Origin of the sequence: Nitrospira sp. (assembly GCA_024760525.1) — a bacterium.
Lineage (GTDB): Bacteria > Nitrospirota > Nitrospiria > Nitrospirales > Nitrospiraceae > Nitrospira_D.
The window spans coordinates 1-18,566 of record CP060499.1 but is presented as its reverse complement, the minus strand read 5'-3'; the positions used below and the strand labels follow the sequence as shown (position 1 = coordinate 18,566).

Genomic DNA, 18,566 nt, shown 5'->3' with positions numbered 1-18,566 from the left:
CACCGGCGAACCGAGTTCTTAGCGAAAATGGCTACCGGCTCCCATGAAAAACAGCATGGGAATCGAGAGCATGAAATTCACACGAGAGGCCAGCAATGCGGTCCGCCCCCATTGAGCCATCTCGGGCGGTGCCGGCGTCCCCTGCGCCGCGGCGTTGACTGCGGCAATAATCTTCTTCTGGTTCGGCCAGATAATCCCATGGACATTGCCCATCATGATGATCCCGAGCAGCCCACCGATCGCCAAGGCCACGGCTCCCGTTCCGCCTTTGTGATACATGTGGCCGTACAACAACACACCCGCGATCACGGTCACGGTGGCTCCATGCCGGAACCAATTGAGCGCCGCCGGCATGAGTTTCGGGATCACGATATTCTTGGTCGGCCCATCCAGGCTTTTCAAGAAGGCGGCATTGATCAAGTTGAAGAAATAGAGAAGCCCGATCCACGTGATCCCGGCCAGGAAGTGAACCCAACGAAGGATCAAGGAGGCCCACTCGGCTTCACCCGCGCCAATGCCGGTTAAGCCCAGATATATCATTATCAATACGACGGTGAGGCCAAATCCAACCCACATCGTCTGCATCGGATCTTCAAGAAATTTCATAGCTCCCTCTCTCCTCCAACGGTTGACTGTCTAATCCGATGTCTGTACTGCAGCGTTTCTCCGAATGTCAAGCGGACGAACGGCCTCATCATCGCGACGCGTGCCCGTATCGCCGCTTTTGAATGAACGGATTCGTGATAGCTATCCTAGCTCATCAGCCGGTCGACGGTGTGACAAAGTTCCCGTACCGCGTTGGCCGACGTTTCCAACGCCGTTCGTTCGTCACCGGTCAGTTCATATTCGAGAACCTCTTCCGCTCCGCCCCGTCCGATCTTGACCGGAACCCCGACCACCACATCTTTCAGTCCATACTCACCATCGCACAGCACCGCGCAGGGCATCACCTGCTTCTGGTCCTTGTGGATGGCCTCAACCATAGCCACGGCCGAGGCGGACGGCGCATAGAACGCACTGCCTGTTTTCAACAAGCCGACGATTTCGGCCCCTCCATCGCGCGTTCGCTTGACGATGGCGTCCAGCTTCTCTTTCGACATGAGTTCAGACACCGGTCTTCCTTTCACGGTCGTATACCGTGGCAGCGGCACCATCGTGTCGCCGTGCCCCCCCAATACCATTGCCTGGACGTCTGTCACGGACACATCCAGTTCAGCGGCGATGAAGGTGCGCATTCTCGCCGAGTCCAACACGCCGGCCATTCCGATGATTTTCGATTTGGGAAGACCGCTGACGCGGCGCGCCACATGGACCATGGCATCCAGGGGATTGGTCACGAGGATCAGGATGATATCCGGCGAGCGGGATACCAACTCCGAGACGACGGATTTCACGATCTTCGCGTTCGTCGCCAACAATTCGTCGCGACTCATGCCCGGCTTTCTCGGCATGCCGGACGTGATGACGGCGATCGAGGATCCAGCGGTGTCCGTGTAATCGTTGGTGCCGACGACACGCGTGTCATACCCGCAAACCGGCCCCGCTTGGGAAATATCGAGCGCCTTTCCCTGCGGGACCCCATGGACAATATCGACGAGCACCACGTTGTAGAGATTCTTCTCCGCCAATCGCTGCGCTGTCGTCCCTCCGACGTTTCCCGCGCCTACCACCGTGATTTTAGGTCGTGCCATCATCTCACCTCAATCCTATATTCTTTTCTTCGTCCACCCAGCTGACAGTCTCGGGATGTCTTTCATTGCGCATGCACCGAGCACCGCCCATAGTGGCAAATCCGATGAACGAGCATGCGCGGTACGCGAGCACACAAGACATTCTGAGACCGTCAATGCCCACCCTCGTGTTCGGTCCAGCCCCCAACTTTGAAGTTGATCGTACAGACGAAATTCTCGTCGTCATAGAAATTGACCTTGATCTTCTTCTTGCCGAAAGTTCTTGCTAGAAATTCCTCCGGATTGTCGACGAGTTCTTGAAAGCCACCTGGAGGATACTCACGCAGGTCATGAAAGACCACGATCATACCCTCTTTGACTTCCTGCAGCACTTTTACCCGGCAACGCGGATAGATCTCCCAGAATTTGGCCTCGATCATCTCCTTCGTCGGCTCCGGCCGGTCTTCACCTGGTTTCACCACCTGTCCAAACTTGGCCGATCGGCGGACATAGGGATATTGATGCCCCGTGAAGAGCTTATACAACCATGCGGGGACCGTCGGCTTTCCGATCGAGTTGGTCATGCGTGTGACTTTGGTTACGCCGTCAATTGCCTGTAAATGCGAGGCAGTTTCATCGGAAGAGCCTCGACACTGCTGATGACGCAATACTGAGCCCCGGCATACATGCGGTGAAGATAACTCTCCGCCTCCCGATCGATCGTCACGCAAAAGGTGTCGACTCCCTGTCGTCTTGCCTCGCGCAGCGCCGCCTTCGTGTCTTCCAAGGAATAGTCGTCCTTATACTGGTCGTCCAAGGGCCGTCCGTCACTCAGGAGCATGAGAATGCGGGTCTTCACGTCCCGCATCAACAGCTTCGCCGTGGCATGACGGATTGCCGCTCCGTCTCGGTTCTGATGACGTGGGGCCAAGCCTCCCAGCCGATGAGCCGTCGAGGCTCCAAGACGATCGTCAAAATCTTTGATCGTGAGAAAATCGACCACCTCGCGTCCTCGGCCGGAATAGGCATACAGTCCAAACTGATCACCGATGGCATCGAGTGCTTCACAGAGCAGCACAAGACCTTCCTTCTCAATGTCGATGACTCGCCGACCGTTTCCGAGCTCTCGGCTGGTCGATCCACTGATGTCGACGAGGAAGGCCGCCGCCACGTCGCGTTCTCTTTTTTCTCGACGAATGTACACACGATCGTCGCCTTCCATTCCCGCGCGCTGCTCCCCTGTTCGCCGGACGACGGCATCGAAATCCACCTCGTCCCCGTCGTCTTGCCTGGCGACGCGGCGGAGCGCGGGAGGACGCAACCCTTCAAAGTACCGGCGCAGAGACCTCACGATACTCCGCTGGGCAGCCAATGTCACCGTGACGAACTCGTCAGACCCAAAGTCCGCGGGTCGTTCTACCACTCGGCACCAATTCATCCTGTAGTCGTCAATCCGATAGTCCCATTCAGGGTAGAGGACAGCCCGCTGCTCATGAACTGTTGTCTCCCGGATTGACTGCGTATCGGCCTCGCGCGTCAGGCATTCTTCCACAACCGACGGCAATGAACGCCCCTCGCTCAATAATTCTCTGCCTGCGGACTGTTGTTCCCCGAGCAGGACATCCTGAGGTACCGAACCGTCTGCTTGTGCTGGAGTCTCATGTTTCTGTTCGACGTGGTCCTGATGCCATCTGATGAACTCCGGATTCATCGAGCCACGATAGGCCAGATCAACTACCGTACGGTATTGGTCGCTCGGCGGTTCCTGTCGTGTGTCCCCAGCTTCCTGATCCTTCCGCTCCTCGTGCCGCTCTATGTGGATCATCTCGCCGCGGGCCACAAGCAACTCTTCCAGCCGAACATAGACCGCATCGACCACACGAACCGTTTCCTCCGCCGTGGCTGTAGCCTTCAGCACGGCCCGACACATTCCCCAGAGGATGGAGACTTCTTCCGTGAGGGCCTTTGGCACAGCGGAATGTTCTGCGTCACCTGTGGATAGCCTGAGGAGACAATCGACGACCAATTCCTTCGGGGCCACACCCTGAGCCGGATCGCGCGGGGTGATGGATTCCGCCGCCAATCGCGCCAGGTCGTACCTGAGGCCCGGATACTCCGTTTGCAGCAAGAATTCGACACGCGCATCTTCGAGCACCATCCAGAGGTTTTGTACGAGAGCCGGGTCCGGGTAGAGTCGAAACAGGTCAGCCAGCGTCTCGGGCCTCGCCTGATCGGATCGACTGTACCGATGTCGAACGGCTTCGATCAGATCGGCAAGGGCTTCGAGCCTGAGCCGATACGTACCGAACTCCACGTGCCCCGCCTCATGTGCCGCCATTACAAGATACAATCGCTCGTTCTCCGCAGCCGTGGGATACCGACGGAGCAACGCGGGGAAGGAAATGGTCCACCCGTCGGCACCGACCATCGCGCGGGACGGGGACATCAATGAATCTTGCATGGCCATGACGGCCACGTCACGACCGCACAGCCCTTGGACGAACAGCTTCAGTCTTTGAGCGACCTGCCGGAACGGCACACCGCTCAGCGCTTGCTCGACCGAAGCCAATGCTTTCCGAGACTCTACGGCAAAATAGGCGCGCGCTCCGTCCGGACTATATGCCAGCACTTCCATCCCGGCCCTAAACCAATTGTCGAATCTCGACACTGCCTCAGGACCATCTCCGATCAGTGTGATGAGTTCCGCGGCACGACGAAGGTACTCGAGCGTCGCCCCCGCGTGTTTCTCGGCAAGCAAGGAGCCGTACTGCAACAGCCTGAGCTTCCATTCCATCGAAGGCACCGCTCGCAAAACCCGCGGCGACTCTGTGAGCCAGGTCATCCCGGATTCGGGTGACTGCTCGGTCAGCACGAGACACAGGGACACGACCTTTGCGCGGACGGTTGGGTCTTCGATCTCTCCGAGAATCGTCGGGCTTGTCCTGAGAAATTCCAGTGTCCCGACGTAGTCCGGCTTCCCGAGGCTGTTCGGCACGATCAATTTCATGCCCAGTGTCGCCCAGTCGCGAACGCTTTCAAACGGCAGGACAGAAGCCAGCCGGGAGATTTGCCTGATGAACTCCAGCCCGACCACCACATTGATGGCCGTCAGTTCAATACCGATCTCGAGCCATGGCCGCAGGTGATCTGGGTGCATGGCGGACAGAATCTCCGGCGCGTGTCGCACGTATTCGAGCGCCACGTTGGCATCTTGCTCGGCGACTTCCAGACCGATCGTCAAGACCTCCGTGCGCGCATCGGCCTTCTCGATCAGGCTGAGGACCAAGGGACTATCCTTGAAATATTTGAGCGCGGAGGCGCCTGATGTCTGCGCCAGTGCGACTCCAAGATCGAGCCAGAGCAGGATGTGCGAGAGTCCGGCGCGCCGATCGAGCTCAGGAAACGCAGCGATCGCCGCACAAGCCGTTTTCTCGGATAATTCTTCGAGTTCATCGAGCAGGGTCAGGACCTGCGCTTCCGCATCCGGTTTGCCCGCTGCCTGGGTCAAGCGCGTGACGAATGGTTCAGCACCCGTCGCACCCAGTTCGGGAACCAGCCGTTGTAGTAAGCGTTGTCGGCTTGAAACGTGTCTCATAATCCGTCACTTGATTCGGCAGAAGTGATGGATTGTAAAGAAGCGAATTTCCCTTGTAAACTAGCCGTTCTGCCCATCTTGGTTCAGAGGAGGAGATTCATGGCCGAACCCACGCAGGAGAGTCTCGATAAGATGCAGAAGTTCGTAAAGAATTTTGCCGAGAAAAGCGGAACCGCGATGCATCCGAATGCCGCCGTGACGGAAGCGGTCATTAAAGGATTAGCGTCTCATGTGGACGAACTCGGAAAACCGCTCTGCCCTTGCAACTTTTACAAAGACAAAGAAGCCGAAGCCAAGCTCCGCCGGTGGATCTGTGCTTGCGACGAAATGCAGATTTACAAGTACTGCCACTGTCTCTTATTCGTTCGCGAGGATGGGATGCCGATTACGGAATATTTGCCGGAAGGCCACGAAGGTCGAGAAGTGTACGGAGTGGTCACTGATCCGACCCCGGACAAAGGCCGGGCACTGAAACATAAGGCCGTCTCCTCTCCAACTGTCCCGGAGGAGTCCGCGACCGCGCCGGCTTCCACGACATGACGTGGCATCGTATCCAGCTCGCGCGCTGTCTCGCATGGTTCTTCCTCATCGCGAGCTCGTCTGTTCTATCGGCACATGCGTTGGAGTCCGGCCCATCGAACCCACCGACACTGAATGAGAAAGAGCTCTTCCCTTACAAGCCTAAAGGTCGAGGCACGGCAACCGGACAAGTGTTCTTGAGTGCACCCTCTGGGAAAGCCCTCACTCAGGCAGGTGTCCCGGTGTACTTGATTCCGGTCATTCAATATACCCGCTATTGGTTCGACCGGAACGTCCGAACAAGCCCCTGCGCTTCAAAGGGCGAAGCGTCATCGACGGAGTCTCCTGATCCTCCCGTTCCGTTTGCCGATTGTCTCCGCACGGTCCTGACCCAGCTTCTGACTGAAAAGCGACTTGCTCCCTATCTTCGTACGACGAGGGCAAACCCAACCGGCCACTTCTGGTTCACGAAGGTTCCCGCGGGACGGTATTATATTGTCAGTCTCCTGGAGGGAGGAAGCGGAGCTCATCAAGATGAACGGGCGATCGGAATAGCCTGGTCGACCATGGATCTGGATGTAGGCGAGAAAGCCGCCAACCTGGTGGTCACGGACTGCAGAACCGGCTTCTGTTGACCCGCAGCGTCCTCAGCCGGATCTCTATGGTCCGGCGATGAGGAATGAGGTAGCTATGCGAATACTGTTGGTTGAAGACGATGTGGATCTGGCTCAATTCATCAGAAAAGGATTGAAAGAGGAACAGTATATCGTGGACGCAGCCGCCGACGGCGAGGAAGGCTTGGCATTGGCGTTGGGAAACCCTTACGACCTCCTGATTCTCGACATCATGCTGCCCAAGCTTGACGGCCTCGCCCTCTGCCGCCGTGTTCGAGACAAGGGCATCATGACTCCGGTGCTCCTGTTGACCGCGCGCAATACAGTGGAGACCAAGGTATCCGGTTTTGAAACGGGCGCGGATCAATTCCTGGCAAAGCCGTTCGCTTTTGTGGAATTCCTCGCCCGGGTCAGATCTCTCCTACGTCGGGGCAGTTCCCAGCAAGTGGCCCATTTGCAAGCGGCTGATCTGAGGTTGGACCCGGCTTCTCACCGTGTCTGGCGCGGAGGGCAGGAAATATCCCTGACGAACAAGGAGTATGCCATGCTGGAGTTCCTCTTGCGGAACAAGAATCGGGTGTTGACGCGAACCGCGATCATCGGACATGTGTGGGATATCAGCTATGACCCTATGACGAACATCGTCGATGCCCACATTCGGGCGCTGCGCGCGAAGATCGACCGGGACTTTTCGCCGCCCTTGATCACCACGGTGCGCGGCGCAGGGTATATGCTCGAAGAGCCGGACGCACCGGCATGAAATCCCTGCGCGGTTTGATCAGCTGGTCCGCCTTGGTCCTGATGGCCGGGCTTCTCGTGTTCTCCGCGCTCGTGTATGCCGCGAGCGAGATCCTCCTCCAGCGCTTTGTAGACGGACGCCTCCTCGTGTTGGCGGAGACGCTGGCCGAGTTTGTCGAGCGGCATCCGGAGATCTTCGAACACGGCGGCAAGGACACCGCTTCGACCAGCGAGTTGACTCCCAATGGCACGGAGCAGCATGTCCTGCCCGACGTGACTCACGCCCTTCGCGTCTTTTCAGCCGACGGCTCGCTTTTGTGGAGAAGTCCTCACGCGGGTAAACAAGATTCGCTCCCCACTCGTGTTCGTGAACAAGTCCGCCTCAAGAACATCCTGTTCGACACCCTCGACGCGCGCGATGGGACCCCTGCGCGGCACTTGTTTCTCTTCCTCGTCGGCAGAAACCATGTGCAGTACATCTTGCAGGCGGAAACATCGCTGCTCCATTACCAGGAGACCTTGAATGGCCTCGTGTTGCTGCTCGCGCTCGGATCCGGGGCGACACTTTTTGTCGCCTGGGTCGGCAGCCTCTGGCTGGCGAAGAAGGTGCTGGCCCCGATCGAGGCCTTGTGCACGGGCGCCGAAACGATGGCGGAAGCCGACCTTGGAAAACGGCTGGCGCTGGATTCGCCGTATCGGGAATTTCGCCGCCTGACCCAGGCAGTCAATTCCGTGTTGGATCATTTCCAACGAGGCAGTGAAGTCCAACGGAACTTTTGCGAGATCGCCGCCCATGAGATGAAGACGCCTCTGACGATCCTACAGGGCAACCTGGAGGTGGCGCTCATGAAAGCGCGGACCACCGAAGAATATCACGAAGTGCTGCTCAACAATCTTCAGCAAGTGGAGCGGCTCATCGCCCTGACCCGCCCATTGTTGACGTTGGCGAAATTCACCAGCAGCAAGCCTCCGGTCAATCTCGTGCCTCTCGCCTTGGAACCCCTTGTGCAAGAGATCGTTGACGAACTCATGCTGTTGGCGGATGACCACCAGATCAGCATGAGGTTTGAAGCCCAACCGGTTCCGCCCGTGCTGGGCGACGCGCAGTGGCTCAAACAAGCGTTGATCAATCTGCTCGACAATGCGCTGCAGTACACACCGGCCGGCGGTTCTGTCACGGTTCGCTTACAGTCGATCGGGCAGGAGGTTGCCATGGCGGTCGAGGATACGGGCCATGGCATCGAACCGGAACATATCCCCCACCTGTTCGAGCGATTCTACCGGACCGATTGGGCCAGAGCAAAGGATACGGCCGGGACCGGACTTGGACTGCCGATCGTGAAAGAAATCATGGACGCCCACGGCGGGAGCATTTCGGTCTCAAGTGACGTCAACAAGGGCTCCGTCTTCACGCTGCGATTGCCGGCCCTCGCTCAGCAGACGGTTCCTGCCTAGCATCCCCGGCATTCTCTACCCGTACCCTTCGCAGAGCTACTGCTTCGATGGAGCCCCTAAGTGCATATGGAAGCGGCGATGATAATAAGCTGCCTACCAAATGGTCAGTCGAGATTGGAATTGACCCCTACCGCTTTTCAGTGAACACAAACGTGCATTTACAGAAGTCGGGGTCTCGATCCATGAAGAACTCTTCACGATCTCCTCATGGGGGCTTCATGTTGGCGGTGTATACATAGAGTGTGTGAAAGGGGGTGAATGACTACTATGATCTCGTTCATTGAAATATTCTTGCTCGCCGCCATATTCGGTGTGTTGTACTCGATGTTGCAGCTCGCGCGCCGTTGAGCCGATCGCCCGCGCCACAGATATCAAACCACCTGGCATGGAATGGCAAGGAGTGAAGATCGATCATGACGATATGCTTCGCAGTGCCGGCGCTGAGCGCCGCCGTTGGGGTGATGTACAAGGCACTGTCTCTGGAGCGGGAATAGTCAAAGGAAAGCCTACCTGTCTTGAGATAAAGAGCAGGGGACCGCGCTTCCTGTAAATAGGAATTAGGACGTTTGCTTCGCAGTCACCGAAACGCGCCGTGTGGCTCCTCTGCTCCGGTCTGAAACGAACGGTTCTTCGGCTGTCTCTCCGCCTCCGTACTATTTTCTCTCTTTAATTGCCCGTTCAACTTCTCGCCCTGCTTCCCGAGCTTTGATCGATTCCCGGCGATCATGCTGCTTCTTACCTTTTGCCAATCCAAGTTCGACCTTCGCCTGGCCTCGCTCTGAAAAATAAATGCGGAGAGGAACCAACGTGAGTCCTTTCTGCTGGGTTTTCCCGAGGAGCTTGTTGATCTCCTTTCGATGAAGGAGCAGTTTGCGCGTCCTGATCGGATCGTGGTTCATGATGTTGCCGTGACTGTACGGACTGATGTGGCAGTGCTGAAGAAAGACTTCGCCGTCTTTAACGGTTGCATAACTGTCTTGTAGATTCACTCGTCTGTCACGAAGCGATTTCACTTCGGTCCCTTTAAGCACAATCCCGGCTTCGAACTTTTCTTCGATAAAATAATCGTGGTACGCCTTCCGATTCGTGACCACGACTTTCCGCTGATCGTCCGCCTCTTTTGCCATGTCCTGAACCCTACGCCTTGATCTCTTTCTCTGCTACCGCCTATGATGCCACATGACTGGACCTCGGACACTCGATTCCTTCAGCAGCATTCTTACCGGTCTTTCGAAGCGGCTTGGTCTGGAATCGAGGCTGCTGGAACTTCGCCTGCAGCGTCGTTGGCATGCCATCGTGGGTGAGCCCACGGCTTCCCACACCTGGCCGGTCCAGATTCGCTTCAAGAAACTGTACCTGATCGTCAGGAATCCCGTCTGGCTACAACAACTGACATTCCTCAAGCCTGTGCTCTTGGCGAAGCTGGAGACGGAGGCTGGAGCGGGGTTTGTGACGGACATTGCATTTCGGGTCGGAGAGATTCCCAGTCAGAACGAGGATGCTCCAACTGTTCACGGCCCCGACTTGCCCTCAGGTCCGACAAAGGAATCGTGGGCTGAGGTCGCCTCGCATACCGCCGCGATACAAGATCCCTCTCTCCGTGAGCGGCTTAGAGAGGTGATATCGAGATACCCTCTTCGCGTTCCGTCTCGACCGGCAAAGGGTCCGTCACAAGTCCCTTGAACAGGATCCGTGTGTCGCCGGAGAGTTGCCCATTCTTGGGCATGGGACCCAAGCCTCCTTCTTCTTCCTGGTCCAGCAAGCGATAGTATCCGCGCATGGCTTGTTCATAGTTCTTGATCGTCGTCGCGTCTCCCGCCAGGAACTTTGTCAATACTTCCGGATCGGTCCATCCGTGATCGTCGAATACATAAATCACGATCTGTCTGTACCGGCCCCCCGCATCGCCCGGGGTCGTGGGATAGATCTTCATGCGACCGAAATCCCGTGTCTCATGACCGACCTTCCGGAAACGATTCAGTAACTTTTCAATCTGATCATCGTGAGTCCCTGACGGGACATCCGTCGCGACGACATGGCCTGACTGAGAACCGACGGTATAGGGAGGAATCGATCGATCGGGACGGCTGAGATACATGCCTCCCCAGATCAGGGCGAAGGATCCCACAAAGACGGCGAGTCCGAATTTGACGACGATGTCCAGCGGCTTCTTGGCCTTAGGACCGGCAGATGGCATGGGAGAGGATGCCTGCTGGTGCATTGAACCTGGTTGCGGGGTCAGGTTAAGTCTCCGCCGTGCCCTCCGAAGCCGTCTCCTCTCGCTCGACGGCTTCGGCCAGTCTCGCGACACTCACAACGCGGTCTCCTTCGCCGTCGAGATCCAGAATGCGAACTCCTTGGGTATTCCGGCCGATTTCACGGATGTCGTCCACCTTGCAACGAAGCACCTTTCCCTGCGCGGCGATCAGCATGATTTCGTCGCCGTCTCGTACTTGCAGGAACCCGACGGCCGGACCGTTTCGCTCTGTCGTCTTCACGCTGATAATGCCCTTGCCGCCACGCCCCTGAATGCGATACTCGCCCACGGGTGTCCGTTTGCCGTAGCCCCCTTCCGTAACGGTCAACAGCGAGGTCGTGGAATCGGGAGTGATGGTTTCCATGCCGATGACTTCATTGCCCTCTTCGAGCGTAATCCCTTTGACTCCATATGCCGTCCGGCCCATCGGCCTCACTTCTTCTTCTTTAAACCGAATGGTGATGCCCTGGCGGGTCCCCAGAAGGATTTCCCGCTGTCCATCGGTCAGTTGCACGCCGATCAGTCTATCGCCCCCCTCAAGTCCCAACGCGATGATCCCGCCTTGCCTCGGGTTACTGAACGCGGACAGTTCCGTCTTCTTGATGACGCCCTTCTTGGTGCCCATCACGATATATCGGTCGTCTCGGAATTCTTTCACCGGCAATGTCGCCGTGACTTTTTCATTGCCTGACAAGGCGAGCAGATTGACCAGGGCTTTGCCCTTCGCGGCCCGGCTGGCCTCGGGAATTTCATGGACTTTCAGCCAATAGACCTTTCCCGCGTCCGTGAAAAAGAGGAGTGAATCGTGGGTGGAGGCGGTAAAGAGATTCTCGGCGAAGTCCTCTTCCTTGATACCCATTCCGATCTTGCCCTTGCCGCCTCGTCGCTGAGCGCGATAGAGGGACGCGGCATTTCGTTTGATGTATCCGGCGTGCGAGATGGTCACGATCACTTCTTCTTCCGCAATCAGGTCTTCAAGGCTGATCTCCGCCTCTTCTTTGATGATCTGGGTCTTCCGCTCGTCCTTGTAAGCCTCACGAATTTCCGTCAGCTCGTCCTTAATGATGTTTCGGACCAGCGCTTCGCTTGCGAGCACGGACTTCAGGTATTCGATCTGTTTCAGCACTTCCTGGTATTCCTCGACGAGTTTGGCGCGTTCCAACTGTGTCAGGCGCTGGAGCCGCATATCCAGGATCGCAGTGGCCTGGATCTCGGTGAGGCTGAATTGCCGCATCAAACCGGCTCTCGCTTCGTCCGGTGATTGGGACCTGCGGATAAGCGCGATCACGGCATCGAGATGGTCGAGCGCGATCTTGAGCCCTTCCAGAATGTGCGCCCGTTCCTCCGCTTTTTTGAGCTCGAACGCCGTCCGTCTCACGACAACTTCGCGCCGATGTTCGAGGAAATGACGGAGGATCTGCTTGAGATTCAGGATTTCCGGTCGATTGTTGACCAAGGCCAGCATGATGACGCCGAAGGTGATTTCGAGCGGGGTATGCTTGTACAGATTGTTCAACACCACCAAGGGGATTTCACCCCGCTTGAGCTCGATCACCACCCGCACCCCTTCGCGATCCGATGATTCGTCTCGTAGGTCCGAGATGCCTTTGATCCGGTCTTCCTGAACCAACTCGGCGATCTTCTTGATCAATGACACCTTGTTGACTTGATAGGGAATCTCCGTGACGATGAGGCGCTCGCGTTCGGTGCGCTCATCGGTCTCCACCGCAACCTTCGCCCTCAAGGTGAGGAGGCCTCGGCCCGTCTCGTAGGCCTCTTTGATCCCGCTCATGCCGTAGATGAATCCGGCCGTGGGAAAATCAGGCCCCGGGATCTTCCTCATCAGCTGGGCGATCGTCACCTCCGGGTTCTCCAACACGAGAAGCAATCCATCGATGATTTCGGCGATATTGTGCGTCGGGATGTTGGTGGCATAGCCCACCGCGATGCCACCCGCTCCATTGACCAGGAGATTCGGCACCCTGGTCGGTAGCACCAGGGGTTCCTGTAACGATTCGTCATAGTTTGGGCCGAAATCGACCGTTTCCTTGTCGATGTCGGCCAGCATCTCTTCGGCCAGTTTGGTCATGCGCGCTTCGGTATAGCGCATGGCGGCCGCTGAGTCGCCGTCCATGGACCCATAGTTGCCCTGCCCGTCAACGAGGGGATAGCGCATGTTGAAATCCTGCGCCATGCGCACAAGGGTGTCATAAATGGCCGAGTCACCGTGGGGATGATAATTGCCCATGATCTCGCCCACGATCTTCGCCGATTTGCGGTAGGCCCGATTGGAGGCGAGACCCATTTCGTTCATACCGAACAAGATGCGGCGATGGACCGGTTTGAGGCCGTCACGAACGTCGGGCAGCGCTCGTCCCACGATGACGCTCATCGCATAGTCCAGGTAAGACGATTTCATCTCGTCTTCGATGGCGATGTGGCCTAACCGTTCATCAGGAGGCATTCCGATTAACTCCTCGTTCTCCGTCGAGCGTCATCCGCCGATCGATTCGTAAGACTTCTTGTCCGGTTGACGAATGACATGTTTTAGACGTCCAGGTTTTTCACTTCGAGGGCATGGGTTTGAATGAAATGACGCCGAGGTTCGACCTCATCGCCCATCAGAATCGTAAAGATCTCGTCGACCCCGGTGAGGTCTTCGAGCGTCACCCTCAAGAGCGTGCGCATTTCAGGATTCATGGTGGTTTCCCAGAGCTGTCCAGGGTTCATTTCTCCCAAACCTTTGTACCGCTGGATGCTCAGTCCCTGCTTCCCCATATCCAAGATCGCCTTCGCCAGTTCATCGGTCGTGCGATAGGGACTCTCGTGACCTTTTGCTTTGAGCTGGTAGGGTGGACGCCCTAATCCGATGGCAGAAGGAGTCAGTTTCTGCAGCTCACGGAAGTCTGCGGAACCGACCAGTTCGTGAGTGACGTCCAGTTCGTGGGTGACACCGTTAGTGTGAAGCCGGCACACAACCTTGTTCGATTGATGTTCTTCATCGTCGAGCACGCCGAACGTCGATGTCACCTTCGGAAACGCCACGGCCAGCGCCCTCTTGACGTTTTCGACCGATCGTTGGAGTGCCGCTCGATCCTTCAGGAGCTCGCGATCGAGCCCCGGTTCATCGACAAAGGCGCGCAGCATGGTGGCTTCGTACGGCTTTTTATTGAGGCGACCGAGCAATGTTTCGAACGAGATCATTTTCTTTAGAATCGGCAACAACCGGCGCCCGGTCACGTATCCCTGAGCCCCTTCCATGTACAGTTCGACATCCTCGACCGCGAGGTCGGCCAAGTACTCGTTCAGCGACCCTTCATCCTTTAGATACCGCTCCGTCTTGCCTTTCTTCACTTTGAACAGCGGTGGCTGAGCGATGTAGATATAACCCCGTTCAATCAGCTCGGGCATTTGCCGGAAAAAGAACGTCAAGAGCAAGGTACGGATGTGGCTGCCGTCGACGTCGGCATCGGTCATGAGAATGATCTTGTGATAGCGAGCCTTGGCGATATCAAACGTGTCTTTCTCCGCCTTGTCGCTTTCTTCCCGCTTGCGGCCGATTCCGGTTCCCAGCGCCATGATGAGCGTCCTGATCTCGTCGCTCGACAGCATCTTGTCGAAACGCGCCTTCTCGACGTTCAGGATCTTTCCTTTCAGCGGCAAGATGGCTTGGAACTTGCGGTCGCGTCCTTGCTTCGCGGATCCGCCGGCTGAATCGCCCTCTACGATGTACAGCTCGCTCAAGGCCGGATCCTTTTCCGAACAATCCGCCAATTTCCCGGGAAGTGAACCTCCATCGAGCGCGCTCTTGCGTCTGATCAGATCCTTGGCTTTGCGGGCGGCTTCGCGGGCGCGGGCCGCATCGATCGCCTTGCCGATGATCTTGCGCGCGACCGGCGGATTTTCCTCGAAATAGGCGCCCAGTTTCTCGTTGACCGCCGTCTCGACGACACCTTTTACTTCGCTGTTGCCGAGCTTCGCTTTCGTCTGCCCCTCGAATTGCGGATTGCGCACCTTGACGCTGACGACGGCGGTGAGCCCCTCGCGCACATCGTCGCCGCTCAGCGACTCGGTTTCTTTCTTGAGCAGATCGTTCGCGTTCGCATAGGTGTTGATCGTCCTGGTCAGAGCGGCCTTGAATCCCACCAAATGCGTGCCGCCTTCTTTGGTGTTGATGTTGTTCGCGAATGAAAACAGGTTTTCAGCATAACTGTCGTTGTACTGAAGCGCGACCTCCAGAATCATTTCCGGCTTCTCAACCTTGACATGGATCGGTTTGTGCAGCGGCGTTTTGGCTTCGTTCAGATGTTCGACGAAGGACACGATCCCGCCCTTGTACAGAAAAACCTGCTCTTTCGCCGGCTCTTTCCGCTCATCTCTCAACGTAATGGCCAGGCCTTTATTCAAAAACGCCAGCTCGCGGAGCCGCTGAGCCAAAATGTCGAAGCTGAATTCCAACGTCTCGAACACTTGACCGTCCGGCTTGAACCGCACCTTGGTCCCTCGGCGCTTCGTCTTGCCTGTCGCCTTGAGGGGTGCATTGGGTTTCCCGCGCTCATACCGCTGCTCGAACACCTGGGCGTCCTGCCAGATCTCGAGCTCGAGCCATTCCGACAAGGCGTTCACGACGGAGATTCCGACTCCGTGCAGGCCGCCGGAGACCGTATACGCGCCTTGCTCGAATTTACCGCCCGCATGAAGGACCGTCAGCGCCACCTCGGCGGCGGACTTGTGTTGCGTGGGATGCATGCCGGTGGGAATACCGCGCCCGTTGTCGATGACCGTCACGCTCCCGTCGATATGGATCGTGACTTCGATCGCCTCGCCGAACCCCGCCATATGTTCGTCGACGCTGTTGTCGACGACTTCATAGACCAGATGGTGGAGTCCATCCACGCCGGTGCTTCCGATGTACATGGCCGGCCGCTTTCGTACCGCATCGAGGCCCTCGAGGACTTTGATTTGATCGGCGCGATAGCTTTCTGATTTGGGTGGGGAAGAGTCTTCTGTGGCCATCCGATTCCTAACAACGTGTTGAGAAACGAACTTCGCCGTCTCTGCCCCGGAAATGAGCGGGAGGACGCGATGCGAGACCGATGCCGGCTGATGCTTGCAGCATGCTGCTAAATCTTAATGGGCATGACCACGCACTTGAACCCGGGGCTTTCCGGCTCCTGAATGAGACACGGACTCAGGGGCGTATCCATCTGAAGAGACACTGTGTCCCCGTCCATCACACTGAACGTATCCAAAAGATACCGGGCGTTGAATCCGGTGTTGAGCGCATCACCCTCGTACCGTGCCGGCAATTCCTCACTCGCTTCTCCATAGTCCGGACTGCTCGAGAACAGAGTCATCTTGCCGGAAGTGAACGAAACCTTTACTGCGCTGGCCTTGTCCTTGGACAACACCGACACCCGGCGCAGCGCGCTTTCCAATTCTGCCCGGTTCACGCTGATGTGCTTGCCGCTCTCTTTGGGAATCACCTGTTGGTAGTTGGGATAGTTGCCTTCCATCAGCCGTGAGGTCAGCAGCAGACCGCTCTTGCGGAAGATCATGAGATTCTTGGAGAAGCCGATGAGCGGATCACTGTCCCCTCCCTCTTCCAACAGATGTCGAATCTCATGCGCGGCTTTCTTGGGAATAATGGCTTTTATTTCCTGCGGTATGCCTTTACTGCCGGCCTTGCCCACTTCCTGTTCCGCCACGGCCAGCCGATGGCCGTCAGTGCCGACTAAGCGGAGGGTGGTTTTCTTGTCGGTCGCAACCAACGTCACCAAAAGGCCGTTCAAGATGTAGCGGGCATCGTTATCACCCGCGGCAAAGAGGGTCTTCCGAATCAATTCGAGTAGTCCGTCTCCCGAGAGAGGTGTCAGCCCTTCCCGCTCGATCGTCGGCAATGCCGGATACTCGGTGCTGGGAAGTCCCACCACCTTGAATTGGCTCTTTCCCGCCTGGATGGTGGTCCAGTTGTTGTCCGTGGCCGTCAATTCAATGTCGCCGGGAGGTAATTCCTTCACGATCTCGAACAGCTTACGAGCCGAAATGGTCACGCCTCCGCTCGTGATCATGGTCGCCTTGTACAGACCTCGCATGCCGATCTCGAGGTCTGTCGCAATGATCTCCACCCCATCCTGCCTGGCTTCCAACAGAATGTTGGACAGTATCGGCATCGTATTGCGTTTCTCCACGACGCCTTGTACCCGTTGAAGACCCGTCAACAGTTCATCTCGCCCAATGCGTACTTTCATGGAGTCCTCTCCCGGCCAACTCGTTAGCTTCGAAGAATATGTTCCTTCAATGTTTCGAGCGTCGCATGCAACTCCGTATCAGCCTCCTTGGCCTTCGCGACCTGGCGGCACGCGTGAATGATGGTCGTATGATCCTTGCCGCCGAATTGTCTTCCGATTTCCGGGTACGATGCGTCGGTGAGTTCGCGACACAGATACATCGCAATCTGCCGAGGATGCACAAGGGTTTTGCTCCGGCGGCGAGATTTCAGTTCCGTCAATTTGACGTGAAACTGGGAGCATACCGCTTCCTGAATATCATCCATCGCGACGATCTTCTTCTTGTCGCCGATGAGGTCGCGAAGAACGTTTTTTGCGAGTTCGAGAGTAATGACTTGCCCTGTGAGCGAGGCATACGCACCTAATCGAACCAGACTTCCTTCAAGTTCGCGGATATTACTCTTCATCGTGGTGGAGAGGAACTGGATGACATCTTCCGGCAGTTTGACTCCTTCATCCTCTGATTTCTTCCGCAAGATGGCGATGCGAGTCTCCACATCCGGAGGTTGCAAATCTGCGATCAGTCCCCATTCAAAACGAGATCGCAGGCGTTCTTCGATATCCGGCATATCCTTGGGAAAGCGATCGCTGGAGAGAACGATCTGTTTGTGCCCCTCGTACAACGCATTGAACGTATGGAAAAACTCCTCCTGCGTGCGCTCCTTCCCGACCAGAAATTGAATGTCGTCGATCATAAGCATGTCGATGTGCCGGTAGCGCTTCCGGAGATCCATCATCTTGTCGTACCGAATGGAGTTGATCACTTCATTCGTGAACTGCTCGGTCGTCAAATAGGCGATTCGGACATCACTTCTTTCAGCCACATGATTCCCTATCGCGTTCAAGAGGTGGGTCTTCCCCAAGCCTACCCCTCCGTATATGAACAGCGGGTTGTACGTCTGACCCGGCTGCTCGGCGACGGCCATGCACGCGGCGTGGGCAAATTGATTCCCGGCACCGACCACGAAATTTTTGAACGTATACTTCGGGTTCAGCTGGATCCCGCGGCGTGGCCGCGTTTGACTGGTGGTCCTCGCAATCCCTACCGCGCTTGGAGGTTCGATCGGCTGACCAACCGTTTTTTCCACCACCGTAAACGCGACGGCCATTGGTCCGGTACCGCGAGCGGTCGCTATGGCTTCTTCCAGAAGGGATCCATAATGAGTGTCCAGCCATTCACCAAAGAACTTGTTCGGAACTCCAATGTGGGCGGTCGAGTTTTCAATCCGGTGTAAATGCACCGGTAGAAACCACGTATCAAACACCTGCTTTGGAACCTTTGCTCTGATGTACTGCAGAACTTCCTGCCAGACAGCGTCGTTCGTCATAAGTGACTCAAATTTCTATGCACAGGGTTATTCACACCTGTGGATAACTATCCTTCCATTGATTCAATTTCGCGGAATGAGGGCATGCTGCATATCATGT

15 protein-coding genes are annotated in these 18,566 nt (G+C 56.7%); 5 read left to right on the top strand and 10 right to left on the bottom strand.

The window, feature by feature from the left end; all coding sequences use genetic code 11:
• Positions 1 to 18: 18 nt before the first annotated feature.
• The 4 genes from H8K04_00075 to H8K04_00060 form a co-directional block, all read right to left on the bottom strand.
• Positions 19 to 540, bottom strand: a complete 522-nt coding sequence (locus tag H8K04_00075; GenBank protein ID UVT17808.1) for a urate hydroxylase PuuD — start codon at positions 538 to 540, stop codon at positions 19 to 21.
• A 212-nt stretch (positions 541 to 752) separates the two neighbouring features.
• Positions 753 to 1,691 carry a malate dehydrogenase gene (mdh, locus tag H8K04_00070; GenBank protein UVT17807.1) on the bottom strand — a complete coding sequence of 313 codons (939 nt, stop codon included), beginning with the start codon at positions 1,689 to 1,691 and terminating at the stop codon, positions 753 to 755.
• 152 nt (positions 1,692 to 1,843) lie between these two features.
• Complete coding sequence (locus H8K04_00065; GenBank protein ID UVT16009.1) at positions 1,844 to 2,254, bottom strand: hypothetical protein; 411 nt, start codon at positions 2,252 to 2,254, stop codon at positions 1,844 to 1,846.
• A 14-nt stretch (positions 2,255 to 2,268) separates the two neighbouring features.
• Positions 2,269 to 5,265, bottom strand: coding sequence for a VWA domain-containing protein (locus H8K04_00060; protein ID UVT16008.1), 2,997 nt, complete (start codon positions 5,263 to 5,265; stop codon positions 2,269 to 2,271).
• 99 nt (positions 5,266 to 5,364) lie between these two features.
• On the opposite strand from H8K04_00060, the gene H8K04_00055 reads away from it, so the two are divergent.
• From H8K04_00055 to H8K04_00040, 4 genes are read left to right on the top strand one after another with little or no spacing between them, the layout of a single operon-like run.
• The gene (locus H8K04_00055) at positions 5,365 to 5,805 is read left to right on the top strand and encodes a ferredoxin:thioredoxin reductase (GenBank protein ID UVT16007.1); all 441 of its coding nucleotides are present in this window, start codon (positions 5,365 to 5,367) and stop codon (positions 5,803 to 5,805) included.
• Positions 5,802 to 6,419, top strand: coding sequence for a hypothetical protein (locus H8K04_00050; GenBank protein UVT16006.1), 618 nt, complete (start codon positions 5,802 to 5,804; stop codon positions 6,417 to 6,419). The genes H8K04_00055 and H8K04_00050 overlap by 4 nt, the downstream gene beginning before the upstream one ends.
• A gap of 55 nt (positions 6,420 to 6,474) precedes the next feature.
• Entirely contained in the window at positions 6,475 to 7,158 is a 684-nt protein-coding gene (locus tag H8K04_00045; GenBank protein UVT16005.1) for a response regulator transcription factor, read from the top strand.
• Complete coding sequence (locus tag H8K04_00040) at positions 7,155 to 8,591, top strand: hypothetical protein (GenBank protein ID UVT16004.1); 1,437 nt, start codon at positions 7,155 to 7,157, stop codon at positions 8,589 to 8,591. The genes H8K04_00045 and H8K04_00040 overlap by 4 nt, the downstream gene beginning before the upstream one ends.
• 653 nt (positions 8,592 to 9,244) lie before the next feature.
• Here the strand turns inward: H8K04_00040 and smpB are convergent.
• Positions 9,245 to 9,718 carry an SsrA-binding protein SmpB gene (gene smpB / locus H8K04_00035; GenBank protein UVT16003.1) on the bottom strand — a complete coding sequence of 158 codons (474 nt, stop codon included), beginning with the start codon at positions 9,716 to 9,718 and terminating at the stop codon, positions 9,245 to 9,247.
• 52 nt (positions 9,719 to 9,770) lie between these two features.
• Here smpB and H8K04_00030 point away from each other — a divergent pair, with 52 nt between their 5' ends.
• On the top strand, positions 9,771 to 10,274 hold the full coding sequence (locus tag H8K04_00030; protein ID UVT16002.1) for a DUF721 domain-containing protein: 504 nt from the start codon (positions 9,771 to 9,773) through the stop codon (positions 10,272 to 10,274).
• On the opposite strand, the gene H8K04_00025 is transcribed toward H8K04_00030, so the two are convergent.
• The 5 genes from H8K04_00025 to dnaA all read right to left on the bottom strand — a co-directional run bounded on the left by H8K04_00025 (position 10,201) and on the right by dnaA (position 18,466).
• Positions 10,201 to 10,788: a hypothetical protein gene (locus H8K04_00025; protein UVT16001.1), complete on the bottom strand. Its 588-nt coding sequence runs from the start codon at positions 10,786 to 10,788 to the stop codon at positions 10,201 to 10,203. The two genes, H8K04_00030 and H8K04_00025, sit on opposite strands and share 74 nt — an antisense overlap.
• 46 nt (positions 10,789 to 10,834) lie before the next feature.
• On the bottom strand, positions 10,835 to 13,312 hold the full coding sequence (gyrA, locus tag H8K04_00020) for a DNA gyrase subunit A (protein UVT16000.1): 2,478 nt from the start codon (positions 13,310 to 13,312) through the stop codon (positions 10,835 to 10,837).
• 83 nt (positions 13,313 to 13,395) lie between these two features.
• The gene (gyrB, locus tag H8K04_00015) at positions 13,396 to 15,864 is read right to left on the bottom strand and encodes a DNA topoisomerase (ATP-hydrolyzing) subunit B (protein ID UVT15999.1); all 2,469 of its coding nucleotides are present in this window, start codon (positions 15,862 to 15,864) and stop codon (positions 13,396 to 13,398) included.
• A gap of 107 nt (positions 15,865 to 15,971) precedes the next feature.
• Complete coding sequence (gene dnaN, locus H8K04_00010) at positions 15,972 to 17,099, bottom strand: DNA polymerase III subunit beta (protein UVT15998.1); 1,128 nt, start codon at positions 17,097 to 17,099, stop codon at positions 15,972 to 15,974.
• 23 nt (positions 17,100 to 17,122) lie between these two features.
• A complete protein-coding gene (gene dnaA, locus H8K04_00005) occupies positions 17,123 to 18,466 on the bottom strand; it encodes a chromosomal replication initiator protein DnaA (GenBank protein ID UVT15997.1) in 1,344 nt (447 codons plus the stop codon).
• Positions 18,467 to 18,566: the final 100 nt, after the last annotated feature.

Bases quoted from the DNA above. Each gene is read 5' to 3' on its own strand.
- smpB (UVT16003.1), bottom strand. From the start codon at position 9,718: ATGGCAAAAGAGGCGGACGATCAGCGGAAAGTCGTGGTCACGAATCGG.
- H8K04_00050 (UVT16006.1), top strand. From the start codon at position 5,802: ATGACGTGGCATCGTATCCAGCTCGCGCGCTGTCTCGCATGGTTCTTC.
- dnaN (UVT15998.1), bottom strand. From the start codon at position 17,099: ATGAAAGTACGCATTGGGCGAGATGAACTGTTGACGGGTCTTCAACGG.
- mdh (UVT17807.1), bottom strand. From the start codon at position 1,691: ATGGCACGACCTAAAATCACGGTGGTAGGCGCGGGAAACGTCGGAGGG.
- dnaA (UVT15997.1), bottom strand. From the start codon at position 18,466: ATGACGAACGACGCTGTCTGGCAGGAAGTTCTGCAGTACATCAGAGCA.
- H8K04_00040 (UVT16004.1), top strand. From the start codon at position 7,155: ATGAAATCCCTGCGCGGTTTGATCAGCTGGTCCGCCTTGGTCCTGATG.
- H8K04_00075 (UVT17808.1), bottom strand. From the start codon at position 540: ATGATATATCTGGGCTTAACCGGCATTGGCGCGGGTGAAGCCGAGTGG.
- gyrB (UVT15999.1), bottom strand. From the start codon at position 15,864: ATGGCCACAGAAGACTCTTCCCCACCCAAATCAGAAAGCTATCGCGCC.
- H8K04_00065 (UVT16009.1), bottom strand. From the start codon at position 2,254: ATGACCAACTCGATCGGAAAGCCGACGGTCCCCGCATGGTTGTATAAG.
- H8K04_00030 (UVT16002.1), top strand. From the start codon at position 9,771: ATGACTGGACCTCGGACACTCGATTCCTTCAGCAGCATTCTTACCGGT.
- H8K04_00025 (UVT16001.1), bottom strand. From the start codon at position 10,788: ATGCCATCTGCCGGTCCTAAGGCCAAGAAGCCGCTGGACATCGTCGTC.
- gyrA (UVT16000.1), bottom strand. From the start codon at position 13,312: ATGCCTCCTGATGAACGGTTAGGCCACATCGCCATCGAAGACGAGATG.
- H8K04_00045 (UVT16005.1), top strand. From the start codon at position 6,475: ATGCGAATACTGTTGGTTGAAGACGATGTGGATCTGGCTCAATTCATC.
- H8K04_00060 (UVT16008.1), bottom strand. From the start codon at position 5,265: ATGAGACACGTTTCAAGCCGACAACGCTTACTACAACGGCTGGTTCCC.
- H8K04_00055 (UVT16007.1), top strand. From the start codon at position 5,365: ATGGCCGAACCCACGCAGGAGAGTCTCGATAAGATGCAGAAGTTCGTA.